The sequence below is a fragment of the Providencia sp. CIM-Carb-044 genome, from assembly GCF_033901115.1.
GTDB lineage: Bacteria > Pseudomonadota > Gammaproteobacteria > Enterobacterales > Enterobacteriaceae > Providencia > Providencia hangzhouensis.
This window is the reverse complement of record NZ_JAXADV010000003.1, coordinates 305,059-322,277: the sequence shown is the minus strand read 5'-3', so window position 1 is coordinate 322,277 and position 17,219 is coordinate 305,059. Positions and strand designations below refer to the sequence as shown.

15 protein-coding genes are annotated in these 17,219 nt (G+C 44.1%); 14 read left to right on the top strand and 1 reads right to left on the bottom strand.

The window, feature by feature from the left end; genetic code table 11:
* The first annotated feature begins 8 nt into the window (after window positions 1-8).
* From ftsI to lpxC, 13 genes are all read left to right on the top strand, one after another.
* The gene (gene ftsI, locus SJ312_RS07980) at window positions 9-1,775 is read left to right on the top strand and encodes a peptidoglycan glycosyltransferase FtsI (RefSeq protein ID WP_319867374.1); all 1,767 of its coding nucleotides are present in this window, start codon (window positions 9-11) and stop codon (window positions 1,773-1,775) included.
* Window positions 1,762-3,249 (top strand): UDP-N-acetylmuramoyl-L-alanyl-D-glutamate--2,6-diaminopimelate ligase, encoded by a 1,488-nt coding sequence (gene murE, locus SJ312_RS07975; RefSeq protein WP_110592161.1) that lies wholly within the window; start codon window positions 1,762-1,764, stop codon window positions 3,247-3,249. Before ftsI ends, murE begins: the two co-directional genes overlap by 14 nt.
* Window positions 3,246-4,610, top strand: coding sequence for a UDP-N-acetylmuramoyl-tripeptide--D-alanyl-D-alanine ligase (gene murF / locus SJ312_RS07970; RefSeq protein ID WP_319867372.1), 1,365 nt, complete (start codon window positions 3,246-3,248; stop codon window positions 4,608-4,610). Before murE ends, murF begins: the two co-directional genes overlap by 4 nt.
* Window positions 4,604-5,686, top strand: coding sequence for a phospho-N-acetylmuramoyl-pentapeptide-transferase (gene mraY, locus SJ312_RS07965; RefSeq protein ID WP_004262035.1), 1,083 nt, complete (start codon window positions 4,604-4,606; stop codon window positions 5,684-5,686). Before murF ends, mraY begins: the two co-directional genes overlap by 7 nt.
* Window position 5,687: 1 nt before the next feature.
* A complete protein-coding gene (gene murD / locus SJ312_RS07960; protein ID WP_110592159.1) occupies window positions 5,688-6,998 on the top strand; it encodes a UDP-N-acetylmuramoyl-L-alanine--D-glutamate ligase in 1,311 nt (436 codons plus the stop codon).
* Window positions 6,998-8,191 (top strand): cell division protein FtsW, encoded by a 1,194-nt coding sequence (gene ftsW / locus SJ312_RS07955; protein WP_004262031.1) that lies wholly within the window; start codon window positions 6,998-7,000, stop codon window positions 8,189-8,191. Before murD ends, ftsW begins: the two co-directional genes overlap by 1 nt.
* On the top strand, window positions 8,188-9,261 hold the full coding sequence (gene murG / locus SJ312_RS07950) for an undecaprenyldiphospho-muramoylpentapeptide beta-N-acetylglucosaminyltransferase (protein WP_004262030.1): 1,074 nt from the start codon (window positions 8,188-8,190) through the stop codon (window positions 9,259-9,261). The genes ftsW and murG overlap by 4 nt, the downstream gene beginning before the upstream one ends.
* 46 nt (window positions 9,262-9,307) lie before the next feature.
* Window positions 9,308-10,771 (top strand): UDP-N-acetylmuramate--L-alanine ligase, encoded by a 1,464-nt coding sequence (gene murC, locus SJ312_RS07945; protein WP_319867371.1) that lies wholly within the window; start codon window positions 9,308-9,310, stop codon window positions 10,769-10,771.
* A 2-nt stretch (window positions 10,772-10,773) separates the two neighbouring features.
* Window positions 10,774-11,694 carry a D-alanine--D-alanine ligase gene (locus SJ312_RS07940; RefSeq protein ID WP_112307299.1) on the top strand — a complete coding sequence of 307 codons (921 nt, stop codon included), beginning with the start codon at window positions 10,774-10,776 and terminating at the stop codon, window positions 11,692-11,694.
* A gap of 1 nt (window position 11,695) precedes the next feature.
* Entirely contained in the window at window positions 11,696-12,505 is an 810-nt protein-coding gene (gene ftsQ / locus SJ312_RS07935; protein ID WP_004262025.1) for a cell division protein FtsQ, read from the top strand.
* Window positions 12,506-12,540: 35 nt separating this feature from the next.
* A complete protein-coding gene (ftsA, locus tag SJ312_RS07930; protein ID WP_004262024.1) occupies window positions 12,541-13,797 on the top strand; it encodes a cell division protein FtsA in 1,257 nt (418 codons plus the stop codon).
* Window positions 13,798-13,857: 60 nt separating this feature from the next.
* Window positions 13,858-15,015: a cell division protein FtsZ gene (gene ftsZ / locus SJ312_RS07925; RefSeq protein WP_004262022.1), complete on the top strand. Its 1,158-nt coding sequence runs from the start codon at window positions 13,858-13,860 to the stop codon at window positions 15,013-15,015.
* Window positions 15,016-15,114: 99 nt separating this feature from the next.
* Window positions 15,115-16,032: a UDP-3-O-acyl-N-acetylglucosamine deacetylase gene (gene lpxC / locus SJ312_RS07920; RefSeq protein ID WP_319867368.1), complete on the top strand. Its 918-nt coding sequence runs from the start codon at window positions 15,115-15,117 to the stop codon at window positions 16,030-16,032.
* A gap of 38 nt (window positions 16,033-16,070) precedes the next feature.
* Here the strand turns inward: lpxC and SJ312_RS07915 are convergent, their stop codons facing one another.
* Window positions 16,071-16,592, bottom strand: coding sequence for a DUF721 domain-containing protein (locus SJ312_RS07915; protein WP_004262017.1), 522 nt, complete (start codon window positions 16,590-16,592; stop codon window positions 16,071-16,073).
* Between the two features lie 75 nt (window positions 16,593-16,667).
* On the opposite strand from SJ312_RS07915, the gene secM reads away from it, so the two are divergent.
* Entirely contained in the window at window positions 16,668-17,198 is a 531-nt protein-coding gene (secM, locus tag SJ312_RS07910) for a secA translation cis-regulator SecM (protein ID WP_110592611.1), read from the top strand.
* The last annotated feature ends 21 nt before the right edge of the window (window positions 17,199-17,219 follow it).

Here is a 17,219-nt window from a genome sequence, read left to right as displayed (position 1 = left end):
GGTTCCTAATGAAAGCACCAAAAACAGCGAAAAATAAGAAACAAGAAGAAAGTACCAGCTTTGTCCGCTGGCGCTTTATTTTGCTGTGCGGATGCATTGTCTTAGCGTTAGCAGGGTTGTTAACGCGGGTGGCTTATCTGCAAATTATTGCGCCAGAGAAACTGGTGAAAGAAGGCGATATGCGCTCTTTACGAGTGCAAGAAGTTGCGACATCACGAGGTATGATTAGCGACCGAGAAGGGCGGCAACTTGCCGTGAGTGTGCCAGTCAATGCGATCTGGGCAGACCCCAAAGAGGTATTTGAAAAAGGGGGAATAAGCAATGACGAACACTGGAAAGCACTGGCAGACGCACTTGAAATTCCATTAGAACAAATTACGAGCAAAATATCGGCCAATCCAAGAGGCCGTTTTGTGTATTTAGCGCGCCAAGTTAACCCATCTATTGGTGATTACGTTAAAAAATTAAAAATACCGGGTATTTACTTACGCAAAGAATCTCGTCGTTATTACCCATCAGGCCCAGTTACCGCTCACTTACTGGGGGTAACAAACATTGATGGTGAAGGGATTGAAGGCGTCGAAAAAAGCTTTGACCGTTGGTTAAAAGGTGCGCCGGGTGAACGTACAGTCCGTAAAGACCGTAATGGGCGAGTGATTGAAACCATTTCGTCTATTGACAGCCAAGCTGCGCATAATCTGACATTAAGTATTGATGAACGTATTCAATCCATTGTTTACCGTGAATTAACACGTGGTGTGCAGGAAAATAAAGCGGAATCGGGTGTGGCAATTTTAGTTGATGTTCATACCGGTGAAATTTTAGCAATGGCGAATAGCCCATCCTATAACCCAAATAACTTAACGGGTACATCAATGGATGCGATGCGTAACCGCGCCATTACGGATATTTTTGAGTCGGGCTCAACAGTAAAACCTATGGTGGTAATGAGTGCGCTACATAACAAAATTATTAAAGAAAACTCAGTAATTAATACTTATCCGTATCGTATTAGTGGTCATGAGATCAAGGACGTAGCACGATACGCTGAGCTAACTATTACTGGGATTTTACAGAAGTCGAGTAACGTAGGTGTTTCAAAACTTGCGTTAGCGATGCCTGCCACTGAGCTGGTGGATGTGTATAGCCGCTTTGGGTTTGGCAAGCCGACTAATCTGGGGTTAGTCGGGGAAAGTAGTGGCATCTTTCCAAGTAAAAAAACACGGTGGTCTGATTTAGAAAGGGCCACCTTTTCTTTTGGCTACGGGCAAATGGTAACACCGTTACAGTTAGCGCGAGCCTATGCAACGATAGGGAGTTTCGGTATTTACCGGCCTCTATCAATCACTAAAGTTGACCCTCCCGTGCCAGGGACGCGTGTTTTTCCTGAGCCAATTATGCGTACTGTGGTGCATATGATGGAGAGTGTAGCTCTACCCGGCGGCGGGGGAGCTCGAGCAGCCATTAAAGGCTATCGCATTGCCATTAAAACCGGTACAGCAAAAAAAGTGGGCCCTGAAGGGCGCTATGTTAATAAATATTTAGCTTATGCCGCAGGTGTTGCGCCTGCGAGTAATCCACGCTATGCGTTAGTTGTGCTTATCAATGAGCCAAGTGCAGGTAAATACTATGGTGGTGCGGTTTCTGCCCCCGTATTTGGCTCAATCATGGGTGGGGTCTTGCGGTTGATGAATGTTGAACCCGATGCATTGCAACCAAACGAACAAAATGAAATCGTAAATAGTCAAAAAGAGGTTAAAAGTGGCAGATCGTAATCTTTGTGACCTACTCTCACCCTTTGGTGTGAGCACAACTCCAATCTCACTGCGTGAGATGACGCTAGACAGTCGAAAGGCTGCCGCGGGCGATCTGTTTATTGCAATAAAAGGTCATCAATCGGATGGGCGACACTATATTCCTCAAGCGATTGCTCAAGGGGTTTCCGCTGTAATAGCAGAGGCGGAAGGTGAAGCCGTTGAAGGCGAAATTCGTTTCGTTCATGGCGTACCTGTTATTTATTTGAATGACCTGAATAACCGTTTATCTGCACTGGCCGGTGAGTTTTACCACCAACCTTCTGCAAAAATGAAACTCGTTGGTGTGACGGGGACTAACGGTAAAACCACCACCACACAATTAATTGCTCAGTGGGCTCAAGGGCTAGGGGAAACTAGCGCAGTAATGGGAACCGTGGGTAATGGCCTATTAGGCCATGTGTCACCAAGCGAAAATACCACGGGCTCTGCGGTAGATATTCAACTTGAATTGACCCAGTTATTGAACCAAAAAGCAACATTAACAGCGATGGAAGTTTCTTCCCATGGATTAGTACAAGGCCGTGTCGCAGACTTACAGTTTGATGCCGCTGTGTTCACTAATTTAAGCCGTGATCACCTTGATTATCACGGCGATATGGAAAGCTATGAAGCCGCGAAATGGCTATTGTTTTCCACACATAATACAAAATCGCAAATTATCAATGCGGATGATGCGATTGGTTTGAAGTGGCTGCAGCGTTTACCACAAGCGTGCGCGGTGACCATGGAAAACAAAATTCCTCAAGATTGGCAAGGCCCATGGTTAAAAGCAACGGAAGTTGAATACCACGACAAAGGCGCCACTATCCATTTTGATTCCTCATGGGGAAATGGTGACTTTGAAAGCCCATTGATGGGAGCATTTAATGTCAGCAACTTATTAGTGGCAATGGCAACTTTGCTGATGATGGATTATCCGTTAAACAAACTGCTGGCTGCTACATCTTCATTGTCACCAGTTTGCGGCCGTATGGAAGTGTTTAGTGCACCGAATAAACCGACAGTTGTTGTTGATTATGCGCATACTCCTGATGCCTTAGAAAAAGCCTTAGCGGCAGCACGCTTACATTGCAAAGGGCAATTATGGTGTGTATTTGGTTGCGGTGGTGACCGTGACAAAGGTAAGCGCCCTCTGATGGGAGCCGCAGCAGAAGAATATGCAGATAAAATCGTGATCACAGATGACAACCCGCGCAGCGAAGACCCTATCGACATTATTAATGACATCATGGCTGGACTATTAGATTCCAGCCGTGCCTTGGCCATTCCAGGTCGTCCAGAAGCAGTGACAAACACCATTTTGCAGGCATCTCCTGATGATGTGATTGTGATTGCAGGCAAAGGTCATGAAGATTATCAAATTATTGGTCAGCGCAAGCTAGATTACTCCGACCGTTTAACGGTGGCACGTTTGTTGGGGGTAATCGCATGATCTCTTTAACACTCGTTCAGCTGGCACAGATTACCCAAGGGCAGATTGAGTCTGCTCCAGATACCAATGTTTTGATTAGCTCTGTTAGTACCGATAGCCGCAAAATTGCTGAAAATTGCCTATTTATTGCCTTAAAAGGTGAACGCTTCGACGCCCATGATTTCGCACAACAAGTGGTGGTTACGGGAGCTAAAGCGTTACTTGTTGAGCGCAAGCTGAATGTAGATTGCCCACAAGTTATCGTGAAAGACTCGCGTATTGCGATGGGCCAATTGGCTGCATGGGTTCGTCAGCAGAGCAGAGCTCGAATCGTTGGCTTGACGGGCTCTTCGGGCAAAACATCTGTTAAAGAAATGACCGCATCCATTTTATCTGAGCGCGGTAAAACCTTATATACCGCCGGTAATTTAAACAACGATATTGGTGTGCCTTTGACACTATTTCGTTTAACAAATGATGATGAATTCGCTGTGATAGAAATGGGTGCTAATCACACAAATGAAATCGCCTACACAACCAATATTGTTAAACCAGAAGCGGCGTTAGTTAACAATTTATTTGCTGCGCACTTAGCGGGCTTTGGTTCACCGGAAGGGGTTGCGACAGCCAAAGGTGAAATTTATCAAGGTGTTCCAGAAGAAGGAACCGCAATTGTTAACCTTGATAGCTACAGTGAAAAATGGCAGTTTCAGCCACGCCAAACTGTTTGGTATTACTCGCTAACTTCACAAGCAAAAGCGGATTTCTATCCTTCTGATATTCAAGTGAAACAGCTAACAACAGATTTTGTGTTACATACCCCTGTTGGTAGTGTCGATATCACCTTGCCATTACCAGGGCGGCATAACATTGCTAATGTGTTAGCGGCAAGTGCATTGGCGATTTCTGTCGGCGCTAGCCTAGAAGATATCAAAAACGGCATAGCAAAAACGCAAGCGGTACCTGGGCGTTTATACCCTGTGCGCTTGAGTGAACACAAAGTGGTATTAGATGACACTTATAACGCCAATGATGGCTCAATGATCGCAGCAATTCAGGTCCTCGAAAAAATGCCGGGTTACCGCATCTTAGTGGTAGGGGATATGGGGGAACTGGGTGATTATGCCGAAGATTGCCACCAACGTGTAGGTGTTGCCGCTAAGCAGGCGGGTTTAGATAAGGTATTCAGTGTTGGTCAGTTAAGTGAGTTGATCAGCCAATTTAGTGAGTGTGGTGAGCACTTCACAGTGAAAGCAGATTTATTAACCCGACTAATTCCGCTAGCGCAGCAGAAGGACGTTGTTTCTATTTTAGTTAAAGGTTCACGCAGCTCCGCGATGGAAGATGTTGTGAATGCATTGAAGGAGTGCTTCGAATGTTAGTCTGGCTTGCCGAAATGTTAGTCCACAAGTTTTCTGTTCTGAACGTCTTTTCTTATTTGACGTTCAGGGCCATTGTCGGTTTGCTGACGGCACTCGCCATTGCTCTGTGGATGGGGCCTCATTTAATTGCTTACCTGCAGAAAATGCAAATTGGTCAAGTCGTTCGTAACGAAGGCCCTGAGTCTCACTTTAGTAAGCGTGGGACCCCAACCATGGGCGGGTTATTGATTTTATTTTCAATTACCGTTTCAACGTTGTTATGGGCTCGCTTAGACAACCCTTACGTTTGGTGTGTACTACTCGTGCTAGTCGGGTATGGCATTGTCGGTTTTGTTGACGACTACCGGAAAGTGGTTCGTAAAGACACTCGTGGCTTAATCGCGCGTTGGAAATATTTCTGGCAATCCGTGATTGCGTTAATTGTTGCCTTTTCCATGTACGCGATTGGTAAAGATACCCCAGCAACTCAGTTAGTTGTACCATTTTTTAAAGACGTAATGCCACAACTGGGCATGCTGTATATTTTGCTGACCTATTTTGTGATTGTTGGAACCAGTAACGCAGTAAACCTAACCGATGGCTTGGATGGCTTAGCTATCATGCCAACGGTATTTGTTGCCGCAGGTTTTGCATTAGTGGCATGGGCAACAGGTAACGTCAACTTTGCCAGTTACTTACATATTCCATTTTTACCCCATGCAGGTGAACTGGTGATTGTCTGTACTGCCATTGTGGGGGCAGGGTTAGGCTTCTTATGGTTTAACACATACCCAGCGCAAGTATTTATGGGCGATGTCGGCTCATTGGCGCTTGGCGGTGCACTAGGGACTATTGCGGTATTACTGCGCCAAGAGTTTTTATTAGTGATTATGGGCGGTGTGTTCGTCGTTGAGACGCTGTCAGTTATTTTACAAGTCGGTTCATTTAAATTGCGTGGACAACGTATTTTCCGTATGGCACCAATTCACCACCATTATGAATTGAAGGGTTGGCCAGAACCACGTGTTATCGTGCGTTTCTGGATTATCTCGTTAATGCTAGTCCTGATTGGGCTGGCAACCTTGAAGGTGCGTTAAGATGGTTGATTATCAGGGTAAGAACGTCGTTATTATTGGGCTGGGGATCACCGGCCTATCTTGCGTTCACTTTTTCCTTGAGCGCGGCGTGGTGCCTCGCGTTATGGATACCCGTGCAGCACCGCCTGGTGTAGATAAACTCCCAGAAAATGTAGAGTGCCATAGTGGTAGTTTGAATAATAGCTGGTTACAGGCCGCCGATTTAATTGTTGCTAGTCCAGGAATTGCGTTAGCGACCCCTCAATTACAGCAGGCTGCAGAAAATGGCATCGAAATTGTGGGTGATATCGAATTATTTTGCCGTGAAGCAGATGCACCGATTGTCGCGATTACAGGTTCAAATGGTAAAAGCACTGTCACGTCATTGGTTGGCGAAATGGCTAAATCAGCGGGTATTTCAGTTGGTGTAGGTGGCAACATTGGTACGCCAGCACTTTCATTACTCAATGCAGGGCATAATCTGTACGTTTTAGAACTTTCCAGCTTCCAATTAGAAACCACTTCAAGTTTAGAAGCGACCGCCGCGACAGTCTTAAATATTAGTGAAGATCATATGGATAGATATCCATTAGGTCTAGAACAGTACCGTGAAGCGAAATTAAAAATTTATCACAATGCTCAAAACTGCATTGTTAACGTACAAGATATACTGACCTTACCCGCTAATCATACTTTGGATGAATGCATTAGCTTTGGCTTAAATAGTGGTGATTATTTCTTTGATACCCAAAAACGGGTGTTAGTGGCTCAAGGAAAAGAGCTATTAGATGTCAATGAAATGCACTTAACCGGCCAACACAATTACCTTAATGCGTTAGCCGCGTTAGCATTGGCGGATGCAGTGGATATTCCTCGTCCAGCTTGCCTTCAAGTATTGAAAGAATATACGGGGTTAGCACATCGTTTCGAATTAGTGTTATTCAATAACGGTGTTCGCTGGATTAATGACTCTAAAGCCACAAATGTTGGAAGTACAGAAGCGGCGTTAAATGGGTTACACGTGGATGGCAATATCTATTTATTATTAGGTGGGGATGGCAAGTCAGCCGATTTTTCACCATTAAAACAATATATTGCTGCGGATAACTACCGCTTATATTGCTTTGGTCGTGATGGGAAAGCATTAGCTGATATGGCACCTGAAAAATCAGTATTGACTGAGACTATGGAACAAAGCTTACGCCAAATTGCGCCACAATTAAAAGCGGGGGACATGGTGCTGTTATCCCCTGCATGTGCCAGTTTGGATCAGTTTAAAAGTTTTGAGCAGCGTGGAACTGTCTTTGCTCAATTAGCCCAGGAGTTAGGTTAATGACGATACCGGGTGCGATGCGTTTAAAAAATTGGGTCATTGGTGAAAAAAATGGCGTGATTTCAGGCTCAACGCTTTACGACCGTACATTAGTGTGGTTGGCATTCGGTTTAGCCGCAGTGGGTTTTATCATGGTTACATCCGCTTCCATGCCAGTTGGCCAACGCTTAACAGAAGACCCGTTCTATTTCGCTAAGCGTGATGTGGTGTATATCGTTATCGCATTTATTTTAGCGTTGGGTGTCATGCGTATCCCGATGGCAGTTTGGGAAAAGTACAATTTCATTTTGTTGATGGTTTCACTTGGCATGCTAGTGGTGGTGCTGGTTGCAGGAAGTTCAGTTAACGGGGCATCACGCTGGATAGACATCGGTTTGGTAAAAATTCAACCGGCAGAAATTTCGAAATTTACGTTGTTTTGCTATGTGTCCAGTTACTTGGTGCGTAAATCCGATGAAGTCAGAACCCGTTTTCTTGGCTTTATTAAACCGATGTGTATTTTGATTGTTATGGCGTCATTGCTTTTATTACAGCCTGACTTAGGGACCGTTATCGTATTAGTGGTTACCACTCTGGGATTGTTATTTTTAGCGGGCGCAAGGTTAGCGCCGTTTATTATTGGTATTGCCGCTTGCGCAGTGGGGGTATTGGCTTTGATTTGGTTTGAGCCGTACCGCTTACGTCGTGTTACATCATTTTTGAACCCGTGGGATGACCCGTTTGGCAGTGGTTATCAGCTAACCCAATCTTTAATGGCTTTTGGTCGTGGTGAAGTGTTTGGGCAAGGGCTTGGTAATTCAGTACAAAAATTAGAGTATTTGCCAGAAGCACACACAGACTTTATTTTCTCGGTTTTAGCTGAGGAGCTCGGGTATTTTGGCGTTGTATTGGTTCTGCTGATGGTCTTTATGTTGGCATTTAGAGCAATGATGATTGGCCGTCGCGCATTGATGTCAAACCAATTATTCGGTGGTTATTTAGCTTGTTCAATTGGTATTTGGTTTACCTTCCAAGCCTTAGTTAACGTTGGGGCTGCATCCGGAATGTTACCGACAAAAGGGTTAACATTGCCATTAATTAGTTATGGTGGTTCGAGTTTACTGGTAATGGCTGCTGCCATTGCGATATTACTGAGAATTGATTTTGAAACACGCCTTGAAAAAGCGCAGGCGTTTGTAAGGAGCACTAAATGAGTCAGGCAAAGAAATTACTCGTCATGGCAGGTGGAACTGGAGGACATGTTTTTCCAGGTTTAGCCGTGGCACATTATTTGCAGGCTCAAGGGTGGGAAATCCGTTGGTTAGGCACGGCTGACCGAATGGAAGCAACATTAGTGCCTAAACACGGTATCGATATTGAATTTATTCAAATTTCTGGCCTCAGGGGTAAAGGCATTGCCGCCCAACTGGGGGCGCCATGGCGTATTTATAAAGCGATTCGCCAAGCAAAAACAATTATCAAGCGTTATCAGCCAGATGCTGTATTAGGCATGGGAGGCTATGTTTCGGGGCCCGGTGGTATTGCGGCATGGCAATGTGGTGTACCCGTTGTGCTTCATGAACAAAATGGTATTGCAGGGTTAACGAATAAATGGCTATCTCGAATTGCAAAAAGAGTATTACAAGCCTTTCCGGGGGCATTTCCTGACGCACCAGTTGTAGGGAATCCAGTACGGGAAGATGTTTTGGCTCTACCTGCACCACAGGAACGTTTAGCGGGCCGAGAAGGCGCTATACGCGTATTGGTTGTCGGTGGTAGCCAAGGGGCACGGATTTTAAATCAGGTGATGCCTCTGGTTGCTGAAAAAGTAGGCAAACAGTTAAATATCTGGCATCAAGCGGGAAAAGGCAGTAAGGAATCGACAGAAGCATTGTATAATGAGCACATGCAAGTTTCAGTCAATTCTGAGTATAAAGTTACTGAATTTATTGATGATATGGCGCAAGCTTACGCATGGGCAGATATTGTTGTTTGTCGGTCTGGCGCACTAACCGTAAGTGAAATTGCAGCCGCAGGTTTACCGGCTATTTTTGTTCCTTTTCAACATAAAGACCGTCAACAGTATTGGAACGCATTACCGCTAGAAAAAGCGGGGGCGGCTAAAATTTTAGAACAGTCACAATTTACCGCAGATGCTGTGGCGAGCTTATTAGGGCAATGGGACAGAAACGAATTACTCTCAATGGCTGAAAAAGCACATAGTTGTGCAATTACTGATGCAACAGAGCGAGTTGCTGCCGTGATCTGTGAAGTGGCTAAATAATATTAGTCATAATTGATACCGAATTAATTAGAAGCGAAGAAATATAGTGAATACACAACAATTAGCGAAATTAAGAACATCAGTGCCAGAAATGAGAAGAGTCAGGCACATCCATTTTGTCGGCATCGGCGGTGCTGGCATGGGTGGTATCGCTGAAGTGTTGGCAAATGAAGGTTATGAAATTAGTGGTTCAGATTTAGCTCCGAATGCAGTGACTCAACAATTAACCGCATTAGGGGCAACGATTTACTTTAATCACCGTCCAGAGAACGTTGAAAATGCGAGTGTCGTCGTCGTATCAACAGCGATCTCAAGTGAGAACCCAGAAATTCAAGCCGCTAAAGAATTGCGTATTCCTGTTATTCGTCGTGCGGAAATGTTAGCGGAATTAATGCGTTATCGTCATGGCATTGCTGTTGCAGGTACCCACGGGAAAACCACTACGACAGCAATGATTTCTGGGATTTATGCACAAGCAGGCCTTGACCCCACATTTGTGAATGGGGGATTGGTTAAATCAGCAGGAACGCATGCACGTTTAGGTAGTAGCCGCTACTTGATCGCAGAAGCCGATGAAAGCGATGCTTCATTCTTGCATTTGCAACCGTTAGTTGCAGTTGTGACCAATATCGAAGCAGACCATATGGATACTTACCAAGGTGACTTCGATAATTTAACGAATACGTTCATTAATTTCTTACACAATTTGCCATTTTACGGGCGCGCAGTGATGTGTATTGATGATCCAGTCATTCGTTCGTTGCTACCCAAAATTGGTCGCTATATCACCACTTATGGTTTTAGTGAAGACGCTGATGTGCGTATCACGCAATATGAGCAAAAAGGAAATCAAGGCTTTTTCACTATTGCCCGTGAAAATATGCCAGAACTGACGGTGGTTCTAAATGCACCAGGGCGTCACAATGCTCTCAATGCGACAGCCGCAGTGGCGGTCGCCACAGAAGAAGGTATTGACGATTTACATATTTTATCTGCACTAGTTGAATTTCAAGGAACAGGGCGTCGCTTTGATTTCCTAGGGAATTTCCCTCTGCGAAATGTGAATGACAAAGACGGTGAAGTGATGCTAGTGGATGACTATGGTCATCACCCAACCGAAGTGGATGCAACGATTAAAGCCGCGAGAGCAGGCTGGCCAGATAAGCGTATTGTTATGGTATTCCAACCGCATCGCTATACTCGTACTCGTGACTTATACGATGATTTTGTTAACGTTTTGGGGCAGGTTGATGTGCTGCTAATGTTAGACGTATATTCAGCGGGCGAAAAGCATGTACCAGGTGCGGATAGCCGCTCATTGTGCCGCTCAATTCGTGGTCGTGGTCAGATTGATCCTATTTATGTTGCAGATATTGAACAAATTCCACATATTTTAGCTCAAACTCTTGATGAAAATGATTTAATTTTAGTTCAAGGCGCAGGAAATATTGGTAAAATAGCCAAAAGCCTAGCAGAAGCAAAATTACAGCCACCGATGATTGAGGAATAAAAATGACAGAGAAAGTTGCGGTTCTATTAGGAGGCTCATCTGCTGAACGTGAAGTTTCACTTCAGTCAGGAAATGCTGTGCTGGCAGGGCTACGCCAAGCAGGTATTGATGCTCATCCTATCGACCCTCAAGATTTCCCTGTAGAAACATTGAAAGATGCAGGTTTCAACAAAGTTTTTATTGCGTTACATGGCCGCGGTGGTGAAGACGGTACATTACAAGGGCTGTTAGAAACACTAAATCTGCCTTATACCGGCAGTGGTGTTATGGCTTCAGCGCTTAGCATGGATAAGTTGAGAACAAAACAATTATGGCAAGGTGCAGGATTAAGTGTATCGCCGTATGTTTACTTAACAAAACAGCAGTATAAGCAGGCTTCTTATGAGCAAATTGTCGCTAAAGTGCAATTTCTCGGATTACCGCTTATCGTGAAGCCAAGCCTTGAAGGCTCCAGTGTTGGTATGAGTAAAGTTGATAACTTAGAGGCATTGCCTGCTGCACTGGATCTTGCGTTTCAATTTGATGAAACGTTGTTAATTGAAAAATGGCTGAGTGGTCCTGAGTTCACGGTCGCGGTGTTAGGAGACAACACTCTACCGCCAATTCGTATTCAACCACCAGGTATTTTTTATGACTACGAAGCGAAATATTTATCTGATGAAACTCAATATTTTTGCCCAAGTGGTTTAGATGAACAGCTTGAGTCAGAACTCGCAGACTTAGCGCTGAAAGCTTACCAAGTTGTTGGTTGTGAAGGCTGGGGGCGAGTTGATGTAATGCAAGACAGCGATGGCCAATTTTATCTGTTGGAAGTTAATACATCTCCAGGTATGACAAGCCATAGCCTAGTGCCAATGGCTGCTCGTCAGGCAGGTATGAGTTTTTCACAGTTAGTTGTGCAAATTTTGAGATTGGCTCGTTGATATGTCACAAGCAGCACTAAATGTTAGGCATCATAATCAAAAGAACGATGAGGATCCTCGTTCTGGAGGACCTAGTAATGGTGCATTTTTAGGTGGGTTATTTTTCTTCCTATTTGTGGTTGGCACTATCATCTGGAGTGGTTGGATGGTAATGACTTGGATGAAAGATGCGGATCGACTGCCGATGTCCAAGTTAGTGTTAACGGGTGAGCGCCATTACACCAAAAATGATGATGTTAGAAAGGCTATTTTAGCGCTAGGGCAGCCGGGGACGTTTATGACCGTCGATGTCAACGCTATCCAGAAGCAAATAAGCATGATGCCATGGGTACGCCAAGTGACTGTGCGTAAACAATGGCCAGATGAATTGAAAATTCATATTGTTGAATACCGCCCATTCGCTAGGTGGAACGACCAAAACATGGTGGATGAACAAGGTCGGGTATTTAACTTACCGGTTAGTGAAAATGGTAAAGGCGATTATGTGTTGCTTTATGGGCCACAAGGTAGCCAAAAAGAGGTTCTTAAAGAGTTCACAGTCTTTAAGAACACATTAGCTGCACATAATCTAAAGCTAAAATCGCTATCGATGACAGCCAGAAATGCATGGCAAATTATTTTAGACAACGATGTTAGAATCGAACTGGGTAAGAAAGATGTGTCAGAGCGGTTAAATAGGTTCCTTGAACTGTATCCGCTTTTGCAGCAAACAACGGATAAACGCGTTGACTATGTTGACTTACGTTATTCCAGTGGTGCTGCGGTGGGCTGGGCGCCACTGTTGGTTGATGCTCCACCGGAGTTACAATAAAGACGATGACTAATAACAAAAATTAGGCAGAAAAAATGATTAAAGCAACGGACAGAAAATTAGTGGTAGGCCTTGAAATTGGAACTTCCAAGGTGTCAGCCCTTGTTGGCGAAATTCTGCCCGATGGTATGGTTAATATTATTGGGGTGGGAAGTTGTCCATCTCGTGGAATGGACAAAGGTGGCGTAAACGACCTTGAATCAGTGGTAAAATGTGTACAAAGAGCCATTGACCAGGCAGAACTCATGGCCGACTGCCAAATTTCATCAGTTTACCTTGCACTATCGGGTAAGCACGTCAGTTGCCAAAATGAGATTGGTATGGTGCCAGTTTCAGAAGAAGAAGTGACGCAAGAAGATGTTGACAGTGTTGTGCATACAGCAAAATCGGTACGTGTTCGCGATGAGCACAGAATTTTGCACGTGATACCGCAAGAATTTGCAATAGATTACCAAGAAGGGATTAAAAACCCGGTTGGTTTATCCGGTGTACGTATGCAAGCCAAAGTCCATTTGATCACCTGCCATAACGATATGGCAAAAAATATTGTTAAAGCCGTTGAACGCTGTGGGTTAAAAGTTGACCAGCTTATTTTTGCCGGTCTCGCTGCAAGTTATAGCGTTTTAACGGAAGATGAGCGTGAATTAGGTGTATGTGTCGTTGATATCGGTGGCGGCACTATGGATATGGCGGTTTACACTGGCGGGGCTTTGCGCCATACAAAAGTCATCCCGTATGCAGGCAATGTGGTGACAAGCGACATCGCTTATGCGTTTGGAACACCACCCAGTGATGCAGAAGCCATTAAAGTGCGTCATGGGTGTGCAGTCGGTTCTATCGTGAGTAAAGACGAGACCGTGGAAGTACCAAGTGTTGGTGGGCGACCACCAAGAAGTCTACAGCGTCAAACCTTAGCAGAAGTGATAGAGCCAAGGTATACTGAGCTGTTAAACTTAGTAAATGAAGAAATTTTAAATTTACAGGAACAGTTACGCCAACAAGGTGTCAAACACCATTTGGCAGCTGGTATCGTGTTGACTGGTGGGGCCGCACAAATTGATGGTTTAGTCGAATGTGCGCAAAAAGTGTTCCATACGCAAGTGCGAATTGGTACACCGCTCAACATCACAGGGTTAACGGATTATGCGCAGGAGCCATATTATTCAACAGCAGTAGGGCTTCTGCATTACGGTAAAGAAAGCCATTTAGGCGATGATACCGAAGTAGAAAAACGTGCATCAGTTAGTGGATGGTTTAGTAAAATCACCAGTTGGCTGAGAAAAGAATTTTAATTTTGATAAAGAAGCATATTATTAGCTTCAAAAGTAGTAAGCACAAAACGGAGAGACATTATGTTTGAACCAATGGAGCTAACCAACGATGCGGTGATTAAAGTCATCGGCGTTGGCGGCGGCGGCGGTAACGCCGTTGAACACATGGTGCGTGAACGTATTGAAGGCGTTGAATTCTTCGCTGTCAATACAGATGCACAAGCGCTGCGTAAAACCGCAGTTGGACAAACTATCCAGATCGGTACCGGTATTACCAAAGGTCTGGGTGCAGGTGCAAACCCTGAAGTTGGCCGTAATGCCGCTGAAGAAGACCGTGAGGCGCTGCGTAATGCTTTAGATGGCGCGGATATGGTCTTTATCGCAGCAGGTATGGGTGGCGGTACAGGCACTGGTGCAGCTCCGGTCGTTGCCGAGGTTGCCAAAGAATTGGGTATTCTGACAGTTGCTGTCGTGACTAAACCTTTCAATTTCGAAGGTAAAAAGCGCATGGCATTTGCAGAGGCAGGTATCACTGAGTTGTCAAAACATGTTGACTCATTGATCACTATCCCAAATGATAAATTATTAAAAGTACTTGGTCGTGGTATCTCATTACTGGATGCTTTTGGTGCGGCAAATGACGTACTAAAAGGTGCAGTACAAGGTATCGCTGAACTGATTACACGCCCAGGTTTAATGAACGTAGACTTTGCTGACGTACGTACTGTGATGTCAGAAATGGGCTACGCAATGATGGGGTCAGGTGTTGCTCGTGGTGAAGATAGGGCAGAAGAAGCGGCAGAAATGGCTATTTCTAGTCCACTTCTTGAAGATATCGACCTGTCTGGTGCACGTGGTGTATTAGTTAACATCACAGCTGGTTTCGACCTGCGTTTAGATGAGTTTGAAACGGTGGGTAACACTATTCGTGCCTTCGCATCTGATAATGCAACTGTGGTAATCGGTACATCTCTTGACCCAGAAATGCACGAAGAACTGCGTGTTACAGTTGTTGCTACAGGTATTGGTATGGACAAACGTCCAGAAATTACTTTAGTTAGCAATAAAATGTCTCAGCAGGCGTCAATGGAACAGCGCTATCAGCAAATGCAAAATAGCATGTCTTCATTAACAGAAGAGAAACCAGCGGCTAAAGCGGTCAATGACCAAAATACGCAAACAAATAAAGAACCAGATTATCTTGATATTCCTGCGTTCTTGCGTAAACAGGCCGATTAATTTTATTTATATTGGTTTCTCCGCTTTTTGTGCTAAAATTTCCTACTGATTATCTTGTATGATGATCAGTAGGACTTATAACATTGCGAGAAAAATACGATGATCAAACAACGGACACTAAAACGTATTATTACAGCGACTGGTGTTGGTTTACATACCGGCAAGAAAGTTACGCTTACATTACGTCCAGCGCCGGCCAATACCGGGGTCATCTACCGTCGTACTGACCTTAATCCACCGGTTGATTTTCCGGCAGATGCGAAATCAGTTCGTGACACCATGTTATGTACTTGCTTAGTCAATGAAGATAATGTGCGTATTTCGACTGTTGAGCATTTGAATGCTGCCTTAGCAGGGTTAGGTATCGATAACATTGTTATTGAAGTCAATGCGCCTGAAATCCCTATTATGGATGGCAGTGCCGCACCATTTGTATTCTTACTGCTTGATGGCGGTATTGAAGAATTAAATTGTGCAAAGAAATTTTTACGTATAAAAGAAACAGTACGTGTTGAAGATGGTGATAAATGGGCTGAAATGCGACCTTATAATGGGTTTAGCCTTGATTTCACAATCGATTTTCAGCATCCAGCGATTGATAGTAGCACACAATGCTACTCACTTGATTTCTCAGCGGAATCATTTGTAAATCAAATAAGCCGTGCGCGTACTTTTGGCTTTATGCGTGATATTGAATATCTGCAATCAAAAGGCTTATGCTTAGGCGGTAGTTTCGACTGCGCCATCGTTGTTGATGACTATAAAGTTCTTAACGAAGATGGCTTACGTTTTGAAGATGAATTCGTTCGTCACAAAATGTTGGATGCAATTGGTGATTTATTCATGTGTGGGCACAATATTATTGGCGCATTCACGGCGTTTAAATCAGGCCATGCATTGAATAACAAGCTATTACAAGCAGTTTTAGCGAAAGAATCAGCTTGGGATCTCGTCACATTTGAAGACGAAGCTCAATTGCCTGTCGCATTCAAAGCACCTTCAACGGTGTTTGCATAAAATTTGATTATGCAGCTATCTTCGAGAACTGATCGAATTTAGCCTTTTCTGTTGGTTGCGCTAGTACTCTCTCCGGCTAGCGCAGCCAGCCGCTCAAACCTTTCTTTTAATCCTTTCGGGCTATTTTCGGCTAATTTCAAAAGCGCTTGTGCAGTTTGTGGACTTATCTGACGTTCGTTCATTTTTTGACTTATTGAGACTGTTTGCTTAGTTAGTGAACTATTTTGTCTCGATTTTCGCATAAGATCGGGATTGATTCTGATGTCGATAGAGGATAAAGATGGTAGAATGGACGTTCTTAATGCAGAAAGAAGATTGATTTTTTCGTAATTAAGTCGGGTCATCCAACTGGCGTTTGCCACTTCAATGACCATAACATTATTACGATAGTTTGCAACACGGCACATGGGTTTGATTTCAGCCGGCAGTAATCCTTTTACAGCACGATTCAGTTTGATAATCGCTTTTGCATTACGCTGAATAGTTTGTAAAGTGTTTGATGATGTTGCCAATGAGCCTTCAAGAACATCAAAAAGTGCTTGTGGATGACTATCTCTCATTTTTAGCTCCAGCTGAGAATGAAACAACGAATTGCAAATAATAATTTTGTCACTTATTCATTATATAAGAGTTTGATGGGCATTTTAAATTTTTGGCGACAACTTGGTAGAAAATACTTTTGGTCCCACCTGCTATTAGGTGTGGTTGCCACAGGTGTCGGCTTGCCTACAATTTTAAATGCGTTATCAGATTCTCAACATACACAGGTTAACTCTTCTCCAGTTAATCGCCAAAGCCAAGCTGTTAATGCTTTTGACAATTTATTTGCTCAACAGAATTCCCAACGCTCTTCGTCATCATCGTCATCTTATTCAGTAAATTACTGGCAGCAACATGCGGTAAGAAACGTTATTCGGCAGCTAACTTTTGCTTTTTCGGCGACAGAAGACGATGATGTGAACACGGCAGCAGAAGAGACTGAACAGCTTATTGTCCCACAGTTGATGTTAGATACGCTGTATGCCATGTTAGCACAGCGTTCACTTCAGTGGGATGAAAGTGTTATCCAATTTAGTCATTATAACTATCCCCATATTATTGCCTATCAACCTGCAATTTGGATTGCTCAAGTACACGGCATTCGTGCCGGCCCGTTAACAGTTTAATCTTCATTCATGGCAAAGCAG